We start from the raw sequence: 21249 nt of genomic DNA, 5'->3' as shown, positions 1-21249 counted from the left end.
GGATATTTGCAACCACACGCTGGTATATATGAATCGGTATGCTCGGGAGCAGTTTCAGCAGCCGGATGATAAGTCCTATGTAGGACAAAAGTGCTATGCTCTTCTTCAGGGGCTGCCGGCTCCCTGCCCTGTCTGCGCCAGCCACGAGTTGGAGGAGGGGCAGTTTTATGAATGGTCTTACTACAACAAACTTTTGGGCAAGTCTTATCTCCTGACCGATACGGTGGTGGAGTACGAGGGACGACTCTACCGGCTTGAGATAGCCGAAGGGCTAGAAACCGACTCGGATGGACAGATACGCAATTCCATTCGCTATTTTGAATCCGTGATCAATACATGCATGGTACAGACCTATGCTACGACTGATCCAAGTGAGGCTCTGGGACTTATACTGGACTGCTTGGGTGAACGGCTCGGTTGTACCCGGATCGATCTCTACGAGGAGCGTGAGCCTGACCGGCTATTTCAGACCTGCCGCTGGCCGGCGAACGGAACGGAGTCCGGTGAGGGTGTGGTCTCAGCTTTGGAGCTGCCTTTCCAGCTATTCAGGGAGCACAGGAGCTTAGTCGTGTCTGATCAGGAGCCCTTCCGTCAAGAGCGGCCGGAGTTGTTTACGTTTTTGGCGCCTAAGGAGGGAGATATGACCCTTTTGGTGCCTTTGTTTCGGGGGGAGGAGTGGAAGGGATGCCTGCGCTTGGATGCGCCTGGCTTCCAGGAGGCAGGATATGTGTCTGAAAGCTGTAAGGTCCTATCCTACGTTATCGTTTCCCAGATGGAACGCCGTGACATGATGGAGCACCTGAGAGAACTGAGATATCACGATCAGCTTACCGGGGCATTCAACCGGTACGCGCTGGACGAATACGTGCAGAAAGGTGCGTTGGCAGAGCCGACGGGGGTCATCTACTGCGACATCAACAATCTCAAGCGGATGAATGACCAGAAGGGTCATGGGTATGGTGACCACCTGATCCGCCAGAGTTATAAGGTTCTGACGGATATTCAGGGCAAGAAAAAGATCTACCGCATTGGGGGAGACGAATTCCTCGTCATCTGTGAGGGTCTGGGAGAAGAAGCGTTCCATCAGCGTGTAGAAGCGCTGAACGCATCCATTATGGAGAAAGGCTGTACATTGACGGTGGGGAGCGCCTGGGGGGGGGCCGGCGAAGAAGTGGCTGCCCTGCAGGAACGGGCAGAGACGCAGATGCACCAGGAAAAGCGGACCTTTTATGACCGGCAGGCCAATGAACAAGTATACCGGATGGCCGGGCTTCATATGAAGGAGCAGGGGATACTCACGCCTCTGGAGAACTATATCCGGACTTGCTATTTCGATGTAGAGCTGTCTCTACAGTCCATTGCCATGGCGAATCCGGGTACCTATTTTTGCTGCGGCGATATACAGAAAAACATGTACTTCATCTCAGAAAATCTGAAGGAAGAGTTTGGCTTTTCTGACAATCTGGTCAGCAATTTTATCTCGGAGCTGCAGAAGCGGATTTATGAAGGTGACCGGCAACTCTATATCGACGACATCCACAGCATGTTGGAGCGGCACAAGGCGACCCACGATCTCAGATGCCGGATCTACAACAAGAGCGGTGAGCCAGTGTGGGTCCACTGTCGTGGACTGGTCAAGTGGGATGAGTCAAGCGGGAAGCCTGTTTTCTTTGCCGGTAATATGACAGGATTCAAGCGGGATGCCGAGGTGGATAATGTCACCGGAATGCTCACTCTGTCCGGCGCCTTCCGTCAGATCACGGAGCGGTGCCGAGAGGGACATTATCAGGTATTTTTGTGCTTTACCCTCACCAATTTCACAGACATCAACCAGGCCTATGGCCATGTAACAGCAAATCAGATTCTGTGGGAGCTGGGTTGTGAGCTCAAACGTCAGATGGGAATGGAAGACATTTTCATCCGTATGGATGGCCTACGGTTTTTGGTGCTGCTGGCCAGAAATGCGGACCCGGGAGAGGCAGCCCGCCGGATCCGGCAGATCGTGACGTCGGTCTATGAACGGCGCGGCATTCGCATCATCTATCCCTGCGCCATCGGTGTGGTGCGCTACCCCAAGGACGGTTCCAGTATCCAGGAACTCATCGACAACGCAGTAGTGGTGATCCGGGCGGCCAAGGAGGAGCCGGAGCGAGAATATGTAGCCTTTTCCAGAAGCATGCTGGGGAGCAGGCAAAGCGCAAATGAAATCAATCTGCGGCTCAATGCCAGCGTGAGCAACCATTTCAAAGGATTCCGCATCGTGGTGCAGCCTCAAGTCTATGCCGATTCCGGTAAAATCTACGGTGGTGAGGTCCTGCTGCGCTGGGAGGACGATCAGGTGGCGGTGCCGCCCAGTGTGTTCATTCCCATTCTGGAGCAGATGGGATTGATTGTGTCGGTGGGCAAATGGATCATCCAGCAAACTGTACAGCTTTGCAAGCGCATTCTGCCAGACCATCCTGATTTCAAACTTTCCTTCAATGTCAGCTACCTTCAGGTCATAGATCAGCGCCTCTTCCCCTTCTTGAGGCGGATGCTGGCGGAGAACGGTGTGCCGGGGAAAAACCTGATGATCGAGCTTACGGAGAGCCAATCTGATACCCTGCCCAAGCAGTTGGAGCAGTTTGTCGAACAGTGCAAAGGCCTGGGCCTCTCTTTTGCGCTGGACGACTTTGGCAGCGGATACTCTGGTGTCCAGCGGCTGCTGCAGTATCCTGTGGATCTAGTTAAATTTGACCGGGCCTTGGTCAATGAGATGTCTACCTCACAGCAGAAACTGGACTTTATCGCCAGTACCATCCATACCTGCCATGAGTTCAAAAAAAAGGTGTGTATGGAAGGGGTGGAGCGCAAGGAGGAATGGGACCTGATTCGTAAAACCGAGTGCGATTTCATCCAAGGCTATTATTTCTACCATCCGCTGGAGTTGGATGAGTTCTATCAGGTTTTAGAGGAGAAGGGGAAAGGGACAGAGGGATAGCGTGAGGACAAAGGAAGAAAAAGGCGGTACAGATAACCTGCTCCTGCGGAGTTTAGGTACCATTGTCGAAGTACTGCGAGAGGATAACCAACTTTTTTTTGTCGGCCGTGTGGCCAGCTATGACCCAATGAGCCAAGAACTTCGTATCGATCTGCACCGTGGAAAAGAGACGCCTCAGGGTATCCTCTACGGTGCGCCCGTCAAGGTCCAACTTCATGTCAGGGGACAGTGGAACGAACTGCTGATGATCTACGGAAAGGTGCTGATCAGCGCTGTAGACCACTGGCGCATCCAGGTGGAGCACACAGTCGTCTGTGAAGAAACGCGGCGGGCGTTTCGTCAGAAGGTAAAGGTAGAGGGATGTCTGATACGCGACTGTGACAAAGAGGACGGCCCACACTGTATACTCGAGGACATCAGCGTGGTGGGTGTAGGCTTTCATACGAAAGCGGAACTGGAAGTGGGAGATTTGGTGACGCTCCTGCTCCCGCCCTTGACCGAATATGGAAGCCAATATCAGCTTTTGTGTAGAGTAGTCGTGGGGGAAACGTCAGTCAAGCCAGGATACTGGCGTTACGGGTGCAGCTTTGAAAAGCTGGACCAACAGACGGAAGGCCGTCTGCTAAAAGAGATCCTCAAGCTCCAGGCCAGGACTATGAGCCGGGAAAAGATATGAAAATATAAAGAAGGGATATTCCGGATGATATCCGGAATATCCCTTCTATTATACTTCCGTCAGTGCCGCGGGGCGTCCATGATTTGCTTGCAGGCGTATACCACCTGGGTGGTGACCAGGGAGTCATATTTGGCACGATAAAGGCTCATCATGGGGGTAAAAGCACCCTCCGAAAGGACCACATATTTGGCCGGCAGCCGGGAGAGAGCCAGCGCCTGGGCGTCGGCCAGACAGCGGGGACAGTCGCACAGGTGAAAGAGTGTGACATAGCGCTCCAGAGTCTCCTCTACCAGCGGAAGCATCACGTTGATGAACCGGGTGCCGTCAGGCAGGGAGCGGTAATAGGGGAGCGACTGGCTGCTGGTGGCCACAGCAGCGGGCTCGGGGGACGGAGCAGGCGCCTCCTCCTGCGTGATGGAGGACGCTTCGGGCACTGCCTCCTCCTGTACAGCAGGCACCTCCACGGCAGACGATTCCGCCACAGTGGCTGTGTCATGAAGGGGATCAGGCCCGCCGTCTGCCTCTTCAGGCTGCGGTGGAACAGCGGGAGTGGACGAAGAAGCCTCCTCCTGGGTCAGTTCCTCCTGAAGTGCGTCCTCTAATGCGCTGTGGATGGTCTCCTCCAGGGCTTCGTTGTTGGTGCGTGCCACCTCCAGAATGGGAGGGGACAAATGACGTTCCGCCACGGGCGCCGCCGCTTCCGGGGCAGCCGGAGCATCAGATGCGGATGGGGCGCTGGTAGCAGCAGGCTCGGAGGCCGACTCGGTAAGCAGGCTGAGTACGTGATCGGTTTTGCTGCTGCGGGGGTTCTTTTTTCCAGCCATGGTCACACCTCCCTGCTGCCATCAGAAGGAGTAGAGACGGGCCCCATGATCTCAGCGCACAGAGCGAAGAAATCCAGCGCCGGTTTGGAGCGGGGGGCATAGTCCACCACGCTGATGCCGTGGGCAGGCGCCTCAGCAGCGGAGACGCTGGAGTGGATCTTGCTCTCAAAGACCTTGGTGTCCAGCTGGGCGGCGATCCGCTCGGCCAGCTCCAGCATCTCACGGCTCAGGTTGAGCCGGGGGTTGAAACGGTTGAGGAGGATGCCAAGCACCTTCAGCCGGGAGTTGTAGTAGCTGCGAACGCTTCCGATGGTCTCCTTAATCTGGGAAACACCCAACAGGCTCAGCACCTCCGGGGCCATGGGGATAATGAGGCTGTCCGCCGCCACATAGGCGTTTACCGTGAGGATATTCAGCGCGGGAGGCGTATCGATGATGATGTAATCGTAACGATCCTGCACCTTGGAGAGGGCGGTCTTGAGCAGAAACTCACGGCCCGGCTTATTGAACTCCAGCTCGGCGGCAGAGAGGAGAATATTGGAGGGAAGAAGGTCACAGGTCTCTGTGTGGGCGATGATGTCTTGGGGTTCGGCAGCGCCGCGGAAGACGTCATAGACGGTCTGGCAGTGCTCAATATCCAGACCCAGGCTAAAGCCCAGGCTGCCCTGAGGATCTAGATCAACGCCCAGGACCCGGACGCCCTGCTGGTGCAGACAGGAGAGGAGAGCGGCGGCAACGGTGGTCTTCCCCACGCCGCCCTTCTGATTGGTAATGGCTGTAATAATCGCGGACATACCCTGATTTCTCCTTTCCAATGGGAATGTGCCGACGGAAAAACGCCCGATAAAAAAGCGGTGACGGCACTTATTTTCCGGCAATGCCAGACGATATAAGATATAGAAAAGCAAAGGCTTTACAGGAATATGAACCTATTCTACCCAAAACCTGTTTATTTGTCAATCGAGACCTCAACCGGTCGCCAGTGATAAAGGAGTGGAAGCACGATGGCATCGATTTCCAGTCTGATGGGGAGCAGTTCCTCTAGCAGCAGCATTTATGGAAGCAGAAGCAACAATATTATTTCCGGTCTGGCCAGCGGTCTGGATACGGAGACCCTAATTGAGGGCATGGTCCAGAGCTATCAGCAGAAGATCCTTGGCCTGCAGCAGGACCGCACTAAGGTACAGTGGCAGCAAGCGGCCTATCAGAGTATTTCTGATAAGCTGGTAGAATTTTCCCGGAAATACACCTCTTATACCTCCACCACCAACTTGATGAGTAGTTCCTTCTTCAACAACGCGGTCATTACCTCCACCAAAGGCAAATATGCCGACCTGGTGAGCGCTACCGGCAAGAGCAGCAGTGACATCTCCATTCTGGGCGTGTCTCAGTTGGCGTCCGCCGCCCGTTATCAGACCACGGCGGTAAACCTGGGATCAGACGGCTTTACGGCCAAGGGATCCAGTGTGGATCTGAGCAAGCCTATGCTGATCAACAATATGACCGGTACCCTGGACATCAGCTACAATGGCAATATCGACGGCACCAAAGCCGATTATCTCTCCGGAAAGACTTTGTCTGTTACTTTGAACGGCCAGACAAAGACCATCACTCTGGATGTGCAGAAAGACGATGGAAAGGGCAACGAAGCGGTGGCCAAGGCATTGCAGCGCGGCATTGACAATGCCTTTGGTGAAAACCGCGTCAAGGTCGGGCTGGATAACGGCGCCTTTACCTTTACAACGAAGGAGAGCGGCAGCAACTTCTCCATCAAATCGTCCTCTGCCGGCGTGAGTGAAATGATATTTGGTGAGGGGAACAGCACCCTGACCAATTATCTGGACACCTCCAAAACGCTGGGGAGCCTGGGAACATTTGCGGTCGATGCCAATGATCCCACGAAGGCCACCCTTACCTTTAATGGGATCCCAGTGGAGGGAACCGCCACTGCTGTTCCGGAAAGTGACCGCATCAAGAAAGAGGAAGACGGCGTCACATATTGCACGGACAAGCAGGGCAATAAGCTGGATGAGGAGGGCTATCGGATCAACAGCGATGGCGAGCGGCTGTATGACTTCACGCTGACGATCAACGGTGAGTCGCTGACCTTTAACCAGGATACCGCTCTGGAGACGGTGATGAACTCCATCAACTCCAACGCCAATATGGGAGTCAATGTCAGCTACTCCAAGCTGACCAACCAGTTTGTCTTTACCGCCAAAAATACCGGCGCGGCGGAGAAGATCGAGATGGGCGGTGACCTGGCAGGGGCCCTCTTCGTCGGAGATTCCAGCAAATATGAACAGGGCAAGGATGCCATCTTTGCTGCGACGGTAAACGGACACACCCAGACCTTTACCCGCAGCAGCAATTCGGTGGATCTGGATGGGTTGAAGGTAAACCTGGAAGGGACATTCAATACGTTTGATACCTCCAAAACAACCATAGCTGATTTGGGGATCGAAGGTTCTTCTTTGCAGTTTAAGGTGGGGGATCAAGACATTCTCATTGATATCACTGACACCATGACCGTGGCAGATCTGGAGAAGCGAATCCAGGAAAAACTGGGTGAAGGTATGACTTTGCAATATGATCCAGCCACCGGTTATCAGGTGTTGGACAGTAATGGTCAGCAGGTACAGATAACAGCCACAGGAAATGCAGAAGATGCAGAGAAATTCCTAAATCGCGAGTCTATAGATACAAATGCGGAAGCAGTCACCTTCTCCACCAAGACGGACACCGATACCATTGTGGACGCCGTCAAGAAGATGGTGGAGGACTACAATGCCATGGTGACGGAGGTCAAGAAGGCCTACTCAGATACGCCGCTCAAAAAGACGGATGGCTCCCGGTATGAGCCCCTCACTTCCGATGATGAGGAAGGCATGACTGAGAGCGAGATTAAAGCCTATGAGGAAAAGGCCAAGACCGGTATTCTGTTTATGGACAGTGATTTGTCCTCTCTGTACAGCTCTCTGCGTAGTGCCGTTGTGCCCGGTGGTAGCGACGGGTCCTACCTGCGCTCCATCGGCATCAACACCAGCTATTCCGACGGCCTGACCACCATTAGCCTGGATGAGACCGCCCTCCGTGAGGCTCTGGAGAATGACCTGGACGGAGTCCGGAATGCCTTTACCAAGAGCAAGGAGAACGGTTCTGCCACCGACGGCCTGATGACCTCCATCCAGAAGGTGACTGACAAGTATGCTGCCACCACCGGCGCGGTGAAGGGTATCCTCATTGAGAAGGCGGGTTCCCAGTATTCTCCTACTGCGGCTCTGGATAACACCATGCTCAACAAGATGGCGGAGATCGACGAAGAGATCGAAAAGTGGCAGGACAAGATGTCCGACAAGGTGGATTATTACACCAATAAGTTCACCCAGCTGGAGATGCTCATCAATCAGATGAACTCCCAGAGTTCCGCTTTGTTCGGACTGACCAGCGGCTAATGAGTCTGAGGAAAAAGAAAGGACAGCAAAGTGTATGGACATGAGAGGCTATCAGCGCTACCGAGAGGAGTCGCTGAACACTATGACCCAGGGGGAGTTGCTGTTGCTGCTCTATGATGAGCTGGTCAAGCGGTTGAAGCTGGCAGGGTTGGAACTGGACCGGGAGCGGTATCAGGGGTTCGAGGCAGCGGTGGACCGGTCTGTGGAGATCATTCGCTATCTGTCCCAAACCCTGGATCGTAAATACCCTATCAGCGCTAATCTAGACCGATTGTATGACTACTTCTGCTATGAACTCAGCCGGGTCAAGGCCGGGCGGAACAAGACAGAGCTGGATCGGGTCACCAGTATGGTCGCGGAGCTGCGGGACAGCTTCCGACAGGCGGACAGAAACAGCGCGGCAGTCTGAAGAGGACGAGTAGGATGGACGAAAAGGTCATCGCAGCGGCCGTTGCCACGGAGCGGAAACGCTATACTGTCCTCACCGAGGTCATGGAGATAACTAAGGAATTGAGCGACGCCTTTCAGCGACAGGACCAGGTGTCTGTGCGGTTATTTTTGAGCATGCGCCAGGAACCGATCAATCAGCTCAGAGAGTATCAGGCCATTCAGCGCAAACGGTGTGCGTCTCTTCCTGATGAGGAGAGCGAGGTCCTCTGGAAGGTCCTGACGGGCGAGGGCAGTGGGGATGGTTCGGAGCAGCTCAAAGCCCTAGAGAAGCTGGCCGGACAGAACCGGAACCTGCTGGAGCGAGTCCAGGAGGCAGATCGGCAGATCAGCATGAAACTGGGTGGGAAAAAGTCCTACTACACCCAACGGAAAGAGCGAGGATAGGAGAAAGTCCTCTGTACGCATGAAAATTCCCCTGCCGGCGGGGCGCGCCGGCAGGGGAATCGTGCGTTATGACTGCTATGAGATGGTGTCCACGGTGGAAATACACCATAGTGGGGCGCCTGAGCTGCGGGTGGCCGAGAGCTCGTCAATGATGAGTTGGGGGTCCCAGGCAGTGAGACTGCGTTCCCGGCTGTTTGGGTCGGCTACCAGTATCTTCCCTTCCAGAGTGAGTCCCCGGAGGAGGATGAAGTGCCCGCTGGAGGTGAAGTGTCCCCGGGTCATCAGTGCCACAAAGAGCTGTCCGGAGGCCAGGGCCTGGGAGAGCGCGTCTGCCGTCAGAGCGGTCCAGGGTGCGGCCTTCAGCCCATAGGCAGACGCCGCGGCTTGGATCAGGCTGTTATAAGAGCCGCTGCCCGGTGCACAGTATCCGGATTCATAGGCCCACTGGGCCATGGTGGACGGGTCCACCATTTGGCTGGTGAGACTGGAGACCACCATGGCCATGGCGGTGGGGCCGCAACCATATCCGCCGATGTTGTCCGGCCCGTAGGGCGCGGAGGCCCAGGGCTCCTCACCCTGGTTGAAGTAGACGATTTCCACGTTGCCTCCGGTGAGGACTTCATGGCCGTTGCGCTGAACAAACTCTGTGATGGCGGGGTCTTCCATGGGCTGGGTATTTTCCAGGGCCGGATCACCGGCCAGCTGCTCCTCCGGGGCCTCCTCCTGCTCAGCGGGAGTGGGGATGTGCTGTACGGCGGACTCCAGGAGAGCGGAGCCAGCGGAACGGATCCGCTCTGCGGCAGCGACCACCGGCGCCGTGATACGCTGGAAGAGGTCCGGTGCGGCGAAACGGCATACCAGCAGTTCCGCGCTGGCGACGCACACCAGGGCTAAGCACACCACCAGGAAGATTTTTTTGCCAGGACCTTTTTTGGAGGACAAGGGAAACACCTCGGAACATTCAGACTGTATTTGAAGATTATAACAGAAGTTTGGCCGGTTGTATACAGAAAGAGAGGCGCCATATGCCTGAGATACGCCTGGAGAAGATTACAAAATTTCACAAACAGGAGAGACGGCAAGTGGCGGCTATCCGGGACGTGGACCTCACTGTCAAGCAAGGAGAGTTTCTCTTTGTGACGGGGAGCAGTGGTGCAGGAAAGTCGACGCTGTTGCGGCTCATCACGGGAGACCTCCAGCCCAGCCGCGGCAGCGTGTATCTGGATGGGGCCAGCCGCACCCGCCTCTCCCGGCGGTTCCGGGAGCGGATGATGTTCGGCTATGTGCCTCAGATTTCTCAGTTAATGCGGCGGCGGACCATACGGGAGAATCTGACGGCCATTGCTATGATTAGAGGTGGCCGGAAGCATGGCCCTGTGGAAGAGCGAGTCCAGAAGGCGCTCAGCATGGTGGGACTCCCCGGAGTGGAGAATCGATATCCGGTGGAGCTATCCCAAGGGGAGTGCCGCCGGGTGGAACTAGCCCGGGCCATGATCAACAGCCCAGCGGTGCTGGTGCTGGACGAGCTGACCGCCAACCAGGATGAGGATACCATCTGGGACCTCTTCCACCTGTTGGAGGAGCTTAACCATCGAGGGACCACCATCATCATGGCCACCCACGCCAAGCCCTTTGTCAACATGCTGCGCAAGCGGGTGGTGACCCTTGTGGACGGACAGGTCTTTGCCGACGTGGAGAAGGGGCGGTACGGCGACGTGGGGGGGGGGGGGGGGGGGGGGGGGGGGGGGGGGGGGGGGGGTGGGGGGGGGGGGGGGGGGGGGGGGGGGGGGGGGGGGGGGGCCCCCCCCCCCCCCCCCCCCGGAGGGAACGGAACAATAGAGAAAGGCGGGAAGGACATGTCAGAGACGAAGACGCCCGGCGGGGTCCAGACGGAGGAGCTCATCTACGCTCTGGATGTGGGGACCAGGAGCGTCATCGGCATGGTGGGCCGGGCCGAAAACGGTCGGGTTCGGGTGCTGGCGGTGGAGAAGCAGCCCCACCCCAGGCGGGCTATGCTGGACGGCCAGATCGAGGACATCGCCCAGGTGGCTCAGGTGGTGGAGCAGGTGACGCACCGGCTGGAGGAGCGTATGGGTCTGAAGCTGGAGCGGGCCTGTGTGGCGGCGGCCGGCCGTGCGTTGCGTACCGAGCAGGGCCATGGCGCGCTGGAGCTGCCTGAGACTGGAAAACTTGGAGAGGAGCAGCTGGGCCAGTTGGAGGCGGCGGCAGTGGCCGATGCCGAGCAGCACCTCCGTGAGGGGGAGGACCAGGAGCAGCGGCTCTTCCTGGTGGGCCATACCGTCACCCGATTCCTACTGGACGGCTACCCCATGACCAGTCTTTTGGGCCACACAGGGCGGAATATCGAGGCCGACGTGGTGGCTACCTTCCTGCCCGGCGAGGTGGTGGATAGCCTGTACGCCGTGCTGCGGGAGGCCGGACTGGAGGTGGCCAGCCTGACGCTGGAGCCCATTGCCGCCCTCAACGCCGCCATCCCCACCGAGCTGCGACTGCTGAACCTGGCCCTGGTGGACATCGGTGCTGGCACCTCCGACATCGCCATTTGCCGGGAGGGCAGTGTGGTGGGCTACACCATGGCCACCGTGGCGGGGGATGAGATCACCGAGGCCCTCATGCGGACCTATCTGGTGGACTACCACACCGCCGAGGAGATGAAGGCGGCCCTAGGCCGGAGCGAGACCATCACCTTTACCGATATCCTGGGCATGGAGCAGACCTGTGGGGCGGAGGAGGTATTGGCCGCTGCTGATAAAGCCGGACAGTCCCTGGTGGATGAGGTGGCTGCCCGGGTGCTGGAGCTCAACGGAGGCGCCCCTTCGGCCCTCTTCCTGGCTGGCGGTGGCAGCAAGCTCTCCTCTCTGCGGGAAAAGATGGCCCAGGCCCTGGGTATGGATCCCAGACGGGTGGCCCTGGCAGGCGCCCATTTCAAGACCAGTGCCTTCTCCGACACGGTGGAGCTGGAAGATCCAGAGTACACTACCCCTCTGGGGATTGCGGTGTCCGCGGGCCTGGGGCTCATCAGTGACAGCTACCGTATCCTCCTCAACGACCGGCCGGCTAAACTCTTCCGGAATGGCCGTCTGACGTTACTGGAGCTGCTGATGATGAACGGCTACGGCTACCGGGACCTGCTGGGCCGGAACGGAAAGAGCGCGGTGCTGGAAGTGGATGGCCGGCGGCTGGTCTTCCATGGCGAGCCATCCCAACCCGCTGTGCTGGAGGTCAACGGAGCATCCGCCCGGCCCTCCGACGTGGTCCACGCCGGAGATAAGATCTGCTTTGCCCCGGCCACGGCCGGTGCCGACCGGAAGGTGCTGGCCCGGGAGGTGCTGGAACGTTTGGGTGCGGACTGCCTCCTGGCCGACGGGGTGCCGCTGGCCCCAGAGGACGAGGTCCCCGCGGGAGTACGGCTGGAGACGGGTTCCGCGCCGACTGCCGCCCCAGAGCCGGAGGCCACAACGGTCAGTAGGCCGGAGCCTCAGGCGGCGGAGGGCTGCCGCCTGATCCTCAACGGCCGCACGCTGCTGCTGCCCCCCAAGCCGGAGGGCGGGCCCTATTATCTCATGGATCTCCTGGAGCGCTCCGGCATTGACTTTGAGCACCTGGACCGGCCGGTCCGCCTGGCGGTCAATGGCCAGGCCGGCGCGTTCCAACAGGTGCTCCGGCCTGGCGATCAGGTGGAGATCCGATATGAATCGTAAAAAGGATGTGGCGGTTTTGAACCGATGGAAGATACGGCTGCCCCTAATAAGCCTTGCGCTGTTGCTAACCCTGAGCGGGTGCGGTGGCGGAGGAGGGGCAGAGATGCCCGAGACCTACGCCGTGGGAGATGACAGCCTGCCCGCCTTGGGCACAGTGGGCGGCCCTGGAGCGGAAGGGACTACCTTCACCACAGAGGAGAGCGAAGAAGGAGAGCCCGTCACCTATGTGTATGGCGGCCTGGTCTCCGGCGGCGCGGAGGCAGAAATATATGTGGATGCCCTGACGGCGGACGGGACGTGCTCGGTGATTGACGAGTCGGGCGTCATCCAGGACCCGCCGGACTTCACGGCGGAAGAGGGCTCTGTCTTAGTGGGCAAGAACACTCAGGCAGGGGACGGTATCCTCCAGGTGGCGCTCCAGTGGACGGCGGATAGCTGCACCGTTACCGTGTCGGTGGCGGAGGGACTCCAGGTCACAGAACCCCAGGACGAGCCTACCATTACTGTGACCCAGGCGGTGGACAGCATTGAGTCCATGTCTCCCACCCAGCTGGGCCTGGAGGGCACTTCTATGGCGGACTATTTGGTCTATCCCCAGGACGGCTATGTGCTGGTGGACGGAGAGGCCTGCTACCAGATGAATGTCTACAACCAAGATCACTCCATCCAGGAGACCTGCATGCTCACCTTGGATGGGAAGACCCTCTACCGTCTGAACCGGGAGACCGGGCAGGTAGAAAAGGTTAACGGATAAACGGATAAAAAAGGGAGGAAGTCCGTCATCGGACCTCCTCCCTTTTTTATGCCTGACGAGCGGTCAGCCCAGCAGGGCGGACAGGTCGATCATGGCCTGGGTCTCCTTTGCACCCAAGTCGGCCAGAATCTGGGTCTGTGCCCGGATAGCGGCCTCATAGACGGCGATCTCCTGGGTGAAGTCGCCGCCGGTCTCCTCGTAGCGGATGAAGAGACTGCGGGTGGCAGCGTCCACGTCAGCCTTAGTGAAGCCAATGTCGGTGCCCCAGTAGAGGTTGTCCTGGTTGTCCTCTCCCCAGAGCATGTCGTCCTGGATGGCGATGACCTCGGGGGAGAAGTACATGGCGTACCACTCCAGCACGTTGTTCACGGTCCAGGCGTACTCGTCCACGGCGGTGGCCACGTCGCCGGTCTCCAGGCAGGCAATGATATCCCGGCAGAGCTGGATGTTCTCCTGGGGGGCCTCGTGGGGGACGATGGGCCGCTCATACATGAGACCCAGCAGGTTCTTCTGGGCAAACTGGAAGGCGGCGAGGTTTTTGGCGGTCAACTCACGGCCCTGGGCCCACAGCTCAGCCATGGCGGCGGTGTCACCCTCAGCCACGGCGGCAGCGTGGTCGTTGTTGACCTGCTTGACCTGGTCGGCCATGGTCTGGGCGGAGATGTTGAGCTCCTCCAGGGCGGCCTTGTAGGCCTCCACATCCATACCAGCCTCTGCCATCAGCGCCTCGTCCATGGAGGAGAGGATGCGGTCATACTGGGCGGTGAAGTCCAGGTAGAGGGCGGGGGTCTGGTCGATGTACATGGCCAGAGCGCCGTAGTACTTCAGGTTGAAGTCCATGACAGCCTCGTTATAGGTGTCGGGGGTGTCGTACTGGCTGTGGTAGATGTCCACGTAGAAGGGGAAGACGGTCTCCATGTCCTTCTGGAGGAGGAAACCGTTCACCGTGGAAGGTACGCCGGCGGCGTAGTAGGAGAAGTCGTCGGAGTAGGTGTAGGTCTGGTAGCCCTCTGTCAGGATGCCGTCGGGGAAGCAGCCCTCTGGGTCAGGGGAGTAGGGGTACTCGTTGGCGAAGTAGTCCAGCATGGCGTACATCTCGGGGGCGGAGTAGGTGCTGGTGTAGGTGTCGAACTCGTAGGCGGGCAGCTCGAAGTTGAGGAAGGCCAGGGTCTTGCCCACCCACTCGGGGTGGACGTTATTGATCATCTCCCAGGCGCCCACGGTCCAGTCGTACTGGGTGTAGGAGGAGCCCCACTCCTCGGCGCCGTGGAGGCAGAAGACGATGTCGTTCTCGGGCTGGTAGCCGGAGTCGATCATGCCCTTGGCCATGGCCAGCACCAGACCCACGGCGCAGTTGTCGTCCTGGAAGCCGGTGAAGTGGACGTCGTAATGGCCGCCCACAATGATCTGGTAGTCGGAGGACTTGCCGGGGATACGGCCCAGGATGTTGTAGGTGGTGCCGTCCTCACTGACCTCGTTGTCCACCACCAGGGTGGCGGTGACAGGGCCGTCGGCCAGCTTGGCCTGGATGGCCTGGGAGTCGGCAAGGCCGATGGACAGGGTGGGGATAGCGGTGGGGCCGCAGATGTCCTGGCAGTTGAGGGCATCATCGGCCACCTGGGCAAAGCCGCCCACGTTGGCAGCCAGGATGGCGGCAGCGCCCTGGTGCTGGGCCTCCAGCATGGGATAGGTGATCCACCAGTTGCTGCGCTGGTCGATGTCGATGAGGACGATTTTGCCCGTCACGTCCAGGCCCTCGTAGTCCCACATGGTGCCGTCACCCACATAGACGATCTCGGCGGTGAGGCCCTCGGCGGGGGTGGAGGCGGTGGCGTAGGAGTAGACGGTGTATTTCTCGCCGTCCACGGTGAGGCTGGCGCCGTTGAACTGCCAGCGGTCGCAGTCGGCGGACGCCTTCTCCACGTCGGAGAGGCCGATTTCCTCCATGAGGCCGGCCAGGTAGTCGGCGGTGGCATGCTCGGCGTCGCTGCCGGCGTTCCGGCCGCCCAGCTCGGAGTTGAAGAAGTCGGGGTTGGTGCTCAGCTCCAGGGCCACGTCGTAGGCGTAGTCGGCGGAGGCGGCGGAGAGAAAGCTCTCGTAGGCGGCGCCGGGGTCATTGGCGGTGGGGACCTCGCCGGTAGGGGCGGGGGTGGTCTGGGCCGTGGTGCCGCAGGCGGCCAGGCCGGAGATCAGGCCCAGGGTCAGAAGCAGCGCGGTGAGTCGTCTTTTCAATTCTGTGTTCCTCCTCAAAGCATCTCTTTCTATAAACAGCCCTGCCGGGCCGTTTACCGGCTGGGAGGCGCACCGCAAAGAGAAGTGAGGATAAAAAAGGCGGTGCGCCGGAAAGCGCACCGCCTGTGAAGGGCGTAGCTCCGCACAGGGAGCCGCCATAGTGTGTCAAGAGGGATACGCCGGGCCGGAGGGGGCGCCGGGTATCAGTGCCGTGGTTGGGCCGCCGGGAGGGTGGCTTCCGCACAGGAGCACCGGGTGCAAAGATGACTTTTCCACTCTTATTGACCATTTCACAAGTTGATGCGTTTTCCAACTTATAAAACCTGAGCGTCCATACGCTCAATCAATAAGGCAACAAAAGTTGCCAATCCGTACCCGCGGTACGGTCCCCGGCTCTTCGACGGGTTTTCGGCATTTGACCCGGCCGTCCGTGTAGCCTTGGCTCCCCAGGCAGAGGAGCGGTCAAAATCTTTGATCAGATGACTCCAATCAGAAGCCGCATCAAGCGGCAGGAGGTAGCATACCATTTTTTGCATGAAAATGCAAGCATTTTTTTCGCAGCCAAATCATGGGGCAGATTCCGGCGTGATTCGGTCGGCGTCGGTGATGGGGCGGAGCACCCGACAGGGGTTCCCCGCCGCCACCACGCCGGGAGGAATGTCGTGGGTGACGACACTCCCCGCCCCGATAACGCTGCCGCTGCCGATGGTGACCCCCTGTAGGATCACCACGTTGCCACCCAGCCACACGTCGTCCCCCAGGGTGATGGGGAGGGCCCGTTCCAGGCCCAGGGCCCGCTGGGCGGCGTTCAGGGGGTGGTTGGCCGTGTAGAGCCCGCAGTTGGGACCCAGGAAACAGTTTTTGCCCAGGGTAATAGGGGCGCCGTCCATGAGGTAGACCCCGTGGTTGAGAAAGCTGCCGTCACCAATACGGCAGTTGGCGCCATAGTCGGCGTAGAAAGGGGAGAGGATGGTGACGTCCTTTCCCAACCCGGGAATCAGGGCACGGAGCAGGGTTTGCCGTGTTTCGGTGTCTCCCGGCGCCGCGGTGTTGAAGGAGGCACAGAGCTCCTCTGCTTTTGTACGGGCGGCGAGGAGCTCGGGGTCAAAGTTGGCGTCGTACCAGAGGCCGGCGTCCATTTTTTCCTTCTCCGTCATGGGGACTGCCTCCTTACAGGTTCATGATGAGGGGCACCAGCACGGGGACAGCGAAGGAGAGGATGACCCCGGAGACAAAGGAGTAGATGGTGATGCGCTCATGGGTGGAGCCCACCACCACGGGGAGCACCGTGTCCATGGCGGCGGCGCCGGGAAGGGCGACGCACTCGATGAAGCCTAAGCGCTTGGCCACAATGGGGATGAGAAGGATGGAACCCACCTCCCGCATGACGTTGGAGAGGAATGCCACGGCGGAGAGGGTGGCGGAGTAGGAGGAGAGAAGCATGGGGGCCAGGGAGTACCAGCCGAAGCCGGCGCTGGCAGCCATGGTCTCCTGGGCGCTGAGGGGGAGGAGGAGGCTGCCCAGGGCAGCAAAGGCCAGGGTGCCCACAGCCACGGCCACGGGGATGAGGAGGACCTTAAGGCCGGCGGCTTTGATGTCCCGCCACACGTTGCCCTGCCGGCCCATGTCCACGCCCACCAGGAAGAGAATGAGGCACAGCCCCACAGTGATGAGGGTGCCGCAGTGCTGGGCCAGAGATTGGGGGATGAATAGGTAGCCCGCGGCGATGCCGCCCAGGACGGCGCCGATGATCCAGCCGGTCATGCCCCCTTCACCTCCTCCTTGTTCTCCTCCCGCTGGGAGGAGGTTCGTCCCTGGCTGTCCAGGCCCAACAGGCGGCGGACCAGGGTGACGGCCAGCAGGGAGCCGGCCAGGGCAAAGACGGTGATGACCAGGGCAGAGAGGCCAATCTCACCCAGGGAGGAGATGACCTTGTCGTCGGCGCCGATCTCCACCCCCAGAACGGCAATGAGGGCGATAAGGGCCACGGACTGGAGTCGGCCCAGCCAGGAGAGTTTCCGGGTCCGGACCGATTTGCGGGAGCCCACAAGGACGCCCAGCGCCAGCATCCCGATGTAGAGGAGCAGGCTGAAATCCATATACTGCACAGTGGTGCCTCCTGTTCTTTTGATGGGGCATCCCATTCCCGGGGGACGCCCACCCATTCCCAAGGAATAAGGTACCAGATATGACGGCCCATTGCAACAGGTAAAAGCGCGGGATGCGCCGCGGATTAGACAGAGCCGCCCCATAGGATAAAATTTTTCTAACTACTTTACATTACGATGTAGTCGTGGTATAGTTATCTCATGAGGTGAGGTAGTTGCAGATTGCCCACGATATGCTCTACGGCTACACAGACGGGATTCTCCTGTGCTGTCTCATGAGGGGAGACACCTACGGCTATGAGATCAACCGGAGCATCTCGCAGAAAACCGAAGGCCGCTTCGAGCTGAAGGAGGCCACCCTCTATACCGCCCTGCGCCGGCTTGAGCACGAAGGGTGTATCCGTTCCTACTGGGGAAGCGACAAAAGCGGTGGTCCCAGGCGGAGGTACTACTCCATCACCGATGAGGGGCGGGCCTGGCTGAGGCGGCGGCAGCGGGAGTGGGCCGACATGCAGGAGCTGATCGGCCTGTTGTTAACGGATTAGAAGGGGGAAACGCTATGGAATATCAGGAGAAACTGCGTACCTACATCGAAGCTGTGTTTCAGGATCTGCCCGACTCGGAGGAGCTCCGAGGCACCCGGGATGAACTGTCCGCCGACCTGTTGGACCGCTACGCGCAGGCCCTCTCTGATGGCGAAGCGCCGGAGCGGGCCTACCAGACGGCCTTGAACAGCCTGGGCAATCTGTCTGAACTGGTGGAGGCCCTGGGCGGACAGGCGCAGCTGACGCCCCGGGAAGGTGAACCGGCCCCCCATCCGCCTGCACCCCCGGAGCACGGGCCGGGCCACCCCCATCCGCCTGCGCCCCAGGAGCACAGCCCTGGCCACCCCCATCCGCCTGCACCTCCGGAGCACGGGCCTGGCCACCCCCATCCGCCTGCGCCCCCGGAGCACGGGCCTGGCCACCCCCATCCGCCTGCGCCTCCGGAGCACGGGCCTGGCCACCCCCATCCGCCTGCGCCCCCGGAGCACGGGCTGGGCCACCCCCATCCGCCTGCGCCCCCGGAGCACGGGCCGGGCCACCCCCATCCGCCTGTACCCCCGGAGCACGGGCCTGGCCACCCCCATCCACCTGCACCCCCGGAACATGGGCCGGGCCGCCCCAGGTAGACTTAGAAGATTTTTCCTTTTCATTGATATGCATGACATTAAATGGTAAAATAAATATGATTACAACTCTCCGCAGCTGGGAGCGCGGACGCAACAATGGATGGAAGGATGGTTGAACATGAAAAAACTGCTCTGGCTGATCCCGATGGTCGCACTGGCCACCGGCCTGACAATTACAGCCTCCGCAGCCCCCGGGGGACCCAAGGCCGACCCGGCTGCCCGTCCCCAGGATCTCTCCATGGCTGCTGCGCTCCCGGCGGGAACCGTAGCCTCCACCGGTACCCTGCCCTCCTTTTCCCTCCCGGACGTCAGCCAGTATACCGACCTGAGCGCCGAGGAGCTATGGAGTCAGTTTGCCCAGGCGGAGGCCTATAAAAAGCTCTATGAGCTCCAGGAAAAGGCTATCCGCGACCAGCTCCGGCTGCTGGAAGGGCCCGGCGCCCTCTGCTACTATGATTCGGACAGCGAAGGGGCCTCCTCTGCATATGCCCAGCTTTTAGAGCTGCAGAGCGAGCAGGCCGAGCTCAAGGTCCAGAAGGAGCAGTATGAGTGGCAGAAGAAGCAGGCAGAGAGCTATCTGAAGCTGACTGGAGCCAAGCTGGGCAAGGCCGAGCTGGAATATGCCCTATACGCCGGGCTGTTGCCCCCGTCTGGTCTGGGCTATGAGGAGCTTTATGCCCAGTGCTGTTCCCTGCAGCTCCAGGAGCAGCAGCTGGAGCTGGAGAAGAAGAAGCTGGAATACCAGTACCAGATGGGACAGCTCACCGACAGCGATTTCGTCAGTCAGTACGCTTCCGCCGTCCGTAAGAAGGAGTCGGTGAAGGCCCAGCGGGAGCGGTATGACGCTGAGCTCCAGTCCATCATCGGCGTGGCCGGTCCGGGACTGGCGTTGCCGCGGTTGCCTTGAGTCCCGCATTGTCCCGGATGATCGGGACCCAAAACAGGTGTAAAAAAAGATAGGTTGGACGCCCGACAAGGGGCGCCCAACCTATCTTTTTCTATATGAGAAGCATTTCGCATTTGCGTCCGTGGCCGGCTCTCTGCGCACTGGGTCGAAATGTCCCCCTGGGGTCAGATGACGGTCTTGGTTTTCCAGCGGCCACTGAGGAAACGGATGAGGAAGACCACGGCCCGGACGATCCAGTCGATGAACATGGCCACCCACACGCCCAGCAGGCCGATCTGGGGCACCAGCAGGTAGGAAAAGCCGATGCGGAAGATCCACATGGAGCACATGGAGACGATCATGGTGAACTTGGCGTCGCCGGAGGCGCGGAGGGCGTTGGGTAGAGTGAAGGACATGGGCCAGAAGATGAGGTCGAAGACGGCACACCACCGGAGGACCTGGATGGCCATGACGGCGGCACCGGGGGTGAGGCCGAAGAGACCCACCACGGGGGCGGCGCAGAAGAAGAGAAGGACGCTGAGACTGCCCATGGCCAGGTAGACGATGATCATGAGCTTCCGGGTGTAACGCACAGCCTGTTTGGAGTCACCGGCGCCCATGCACTGACCTACCACAGTGATGAGAGAGAGGGAGATGGCATTGCCGGGCACGTTGACCACGCCGGCCACAGAGTTGGCGATGGCGTTGGCGGCGGTGGCGGAGGTACCCAGGGGGGTGACCAGTCCCAGCACCAGTAGCTTGCCGATCTGGAACATACCGTTTTCCAGGCCGTTGGGGACGCCGATGCGGAGAATTTTCTTCACCAGCTGTCCCCGAAATTCAAATTGGAGCAGGTGGTCGATGTGGATGCGGTGGCCGCTCTGGCAAATGAGCCAGGTCATGAGTACTGCCCCAGCCAGCCGGGAGAAGAGGGTGCCGAAGCCGGCACCCGCCACGCCGATATCGGCACCGTAAATGAGGATGGCGTTGAGGCCAATGTTGACAACATTCATCAGCAGGGAGGCCAGCATAGACACCTTGCTATTGCCCATGGCCCGAAAGAGGGCAGCGCCGGCGTTGTAGATGGCCAACAGGGGATAGGAGATGGCAGTGAGGAGGAAATAGGTCATGGCGGCCTCCATCACGTTGTCGTCCAGGTGGCCAAAGACCAGTCGGAGGATGGGCTCCCGGAAGAGAAGACAGATGGCCATGGTGGCCGCTGACAGGGCGCCGATGGCGTAGAAGAGCTGTTTGGCGGCGGAGCAGGCGTTTTGCTCGTCGCGGGAGCCCAGATACTGGGCCGCCACCACCGCGCCGCCGGTGGCCAGGGCGGAAAAGACGTTGATGAGCAGGGTACTGATGTTGTCCACCAGCGAGACACCGGAGACAGCGTGCTCACCTACCGAGGTTACCATAATGGTATCGGCCATACCGATAGTCATGGCCAAAAACTGCTCTACAACCAGTGGAATAATGAGCCGCCGCAGAGCGTCAGCGGAAAAAAGAGGGGCCCTTTCCGGGGTCCGAAGCGTCGTCTGTGCTTGCGCCGCCATATGCTGCCTCCCCAATACAGAACGTTATCGGAACAAAACTACATTTTACCACAG

General features: G+C 59.5%; 18 protein-coding genes. 10 read left to right on the top strand and 8 right to left on the bottom strand.

Annotated features, from left to right (window positions below; translation table 11 throughout):
* Positions 1-148: 148 nt before the first annotated feature.
* Positions 149-2980 (top strand): EAL domain-containing protein, encoded by a 2832-nt coding sequence (locus tag ACTNBK_RS10485; RefSeq protein WP_441145900.1) that lies wholly within the window; start codon positions 149-151, stop codon positions 2978-2980.
* A 1-nt stretch (position 2981) separates the two neighbouring features.
* A complete protein-coding gene (locus ACTNBK_RS10480; RefSeq protein WP_441145898.1) occupies positions 2982-3656 on the top strand; it encodes a PilZ domain-containing protein in 675 nt (224 codons plus the stop codon).
* 59 nt (positions 3657-3715) lie between these two features.
* Here the strand turns inward: ACTNBK_RS10480 and ACTNBK_RS10475 are convergent, their stop codons facing one another.
* Both ACTNBK_RS10475 and ACTNBK_RS10470 read right to left on the bottom strand, forming a co-directional pair.
* A complete protein-coding gene (locus ACTNBK_RS10475; RefSeq protein WP_441145897.1) occupies positions 3716-4480 on the bottom strand; it encodes a late competence development ComFB family protein in 765 nt (254 codons plus the stop codon).
* A gap of 2 nt (positions 4481-4482) precedes the next feature.
* Positions 4483-5274, bottom strand: a complete 792-nt coding sequence (locus tag ACTNBK_RS10470) for a ParA family protein (RefSeq protein WP_441145895.1) — start codon at positions 5272-5274, stop codon at positions 4483-4485.
* Positions 5275-5484: 210 nt separating this feature from the next.
* Here ACTNBK_RS10470 and fliD point away from each other — a divergent pair, with 210 nt between their 5' ends.
* The 3 genes from fliD to ACTNBK_RS10455 are packed head-to-tail and all read left to right on the top strand — an operon-like array spanning position 5485 to position 8769.
* A complete protein-coding gene (gene fliD, locus ACTNBK_RS10465) occupies positions 5485-7935 on the top strand; it encodes a flagellar filament capping protein FliD (protein WP_441145893.1) in 2451 nt (816 codons plus the stop codon).
* 34 nt (positions 7936-7969) lie between these two features.
* Complete coding sequence (locus ACTNBK_RS10460) at positions 7970-8344, top strand: flagellar export chaperone FliS (RefSeq protein WP_441145891.1); 375 nt, start codon at positions 7970-7972, stop codon at positions 8342-8344.
* 14 nt (positions 8345-8358) lie between these two features.
* A complete protein-coding gene (locus tag ACTNBK_RS10455; protein WP_441145889.1) occupies positions 8359-8769 on the top strand; it encodes a hypothetical protein in 411 nt (136 codons plus the stop codon).
* Between the two features lie 75 nt (positions 8770-8844).
* Here the strand turns inward: ACTNBK_RS10455 and ACTNBK_RS10450 are convergent, their stop codons facing one another.
* Complete coding sequence (locus ACTNBK_RS10450) at positions 8845-9720, bottom strand: C39 family peptidase (protein ID WP_441145887.1); 876 nt, start codon at positions 9718-9720, stop codon at positions 8845-8847.
* 131 nt (positions 9721-9851) lie between these two features.
* Here ACTNBK_RS10450 and ACTNBK_RS10445 point away from each other — a divergent pair, with 131 nt between their 5' ends.
* Entirely contained in the window at positions 9852-12491 is a 2640-nt protein-coding gene (locus ACTNBK_RS10445) for an ATP-binding cassette domain-containing protein (RefSeq protein ID WP_441145885.1), read from the top strand.
* 103 nt (positions 12492-12594) lie between these two features.
* Positions 12595-13245, top strand: a complete 651-nt coding sequence (locus ACTNBK_RS10440) for a hypothetical protein (protein WP_441145883.1) — start codon at positions 12595-12597, stop codon at positions 13243-13245.
* A gap of 63 nt (positions 13246-13308) precedes the next feature.
* Here the strand turns inward: ACTNBK_RS10440 and ACTNBK_RS10435 are convergent, their stop codons facing one another.
* The 4 genes from ACTNBK_RS10435 to ACTNBK_RS10420 all read right to left on the bottom strand — a co-directional run bounded on the left by ACTNBK_RS10435 (position 13309) and on the right by ACTNBK_RS10420 (position 17576).
* Positions 13309-15477: a M28 family peptidase gene (locus ACTNBK_RS10435; protein WP_441145881.1), complete on the bottom strand. Its 2169-nt coding sequence runs from the start codon at positions 15475-15477 to the stop codon at positions 13309-13311.
* Between the two features lie 566 nt (positions 15478-16043).
* The gene (locus ACTNBK_RS10430) at positions 16044-16634 is read right to left on the bottom strand and encodes a sugar O-acetyltransferase (RefSeq protein WP_441145879.1); all 591 of its coding nucleotides are present in this window, start codon (positions 16632-16634) and stop codon (positions 16044-16046) included.
* Positions 16635-16647: 13 nt separating this feature from the next.
* Positions 16648-17241: a lysine exporter LysO family protein gene (locus ACTNBK_RS10425; protein ID WP_441145877.1), complete on the bottom strand. Its 594-nt coding sequence runs from the start codon at positions 17239-17241 to the stop codon at positions 16648-16650.
* Positions 17238-17576 (bottom strand): LysO family transporter, encoded by a 339-nt coding sequence (locus ACTNBK_RS10420; RefSeq protein ID WP_441145917.1) that lies wholly within the window; start codon positions 17574-17576, stop codon positions 17238-17240. The genes ACTNBK_RS10425 and ACTNBK_RS10420 overlap by 4 nt, the downstream gene beginning before the upstream one ends.
* A gap of 224 nt (positions 17577-17800) precedes the next feature.
* Between ACTNBK_RS10420 and ACTNBK_RS10415 the strand changes: the two genes are divergently transcribed.
* The 3 genes from ACTNBK_RS10415 to ACTNBK_RS10405 all read left to right on the top strand — a co-directional run bounded on the left by ACTNBK_RS10415 (position 17801) and on the right by ACTNBK_RS10405 (position 19663).
* Entirely contained in the window at positions 17801-18130 is a 330-nt protein-coding gene (locus tag ACTNBK_RS10415) for a PadR family transcriptional regulator (protein WP_441145875.1), read from the top strand.
* A 255-nt stretch (positions 18131-18385) separates the two neighbouring features.
* Positions 18386-18805: a hypothetical protein gene (locus ACTNBK_RS10410; RefSeq protein WP_441145874.1), complete on the top strand. Its 420-nt coding sequence runs from the start codon at positions 18386-18388 to the stop codon at positions 18803-18805.
* Positions 18806-18874: 69 nt separating this feature from the next.
* Positions 18875-19663 carry a hypothetical protein gene (locus ACTNBK_RS10405; RefSeq protein ID WP_441145872.1) on the top strand — a complete coding sequence of 263 codons (789 nt, stop codon included), beginning with the start codon at positions 18875-18877 and terminating at the stop codon, positions 19661-19663.
* Positions 19664-19827: 164 nt separating this feature from the next.
* On the opposite strand, the gene ACTNBK_RS10400 is transcribed toward ACTNBK_RS10405, so the two are convergent.
* Positions 19828-21195: an MATE family efflux transporter gene (locus ACTNBK_RS10400; RefSeq protein ID WP_441145870.1), complete on the bottom strand. Its 1368-nt coding sequence runs from the start codon at positions 21193-21195 to the stop codon at positions 19828-19830.
* Positions 21196-21249 lie beyond the last annotated feature (54 nt).

This window comes from Intestinimonas sp. HCP28S3_D6, from assembly GCF_052065695.1.
Lineage (GTDB): Bacteria > Bacillota > Clostridia > Oscillospirales > Oscillospiraceae > Intestinimonas.
This window is presented reverse-complemented; position numbering and strand designations above follow the sequence as displayed.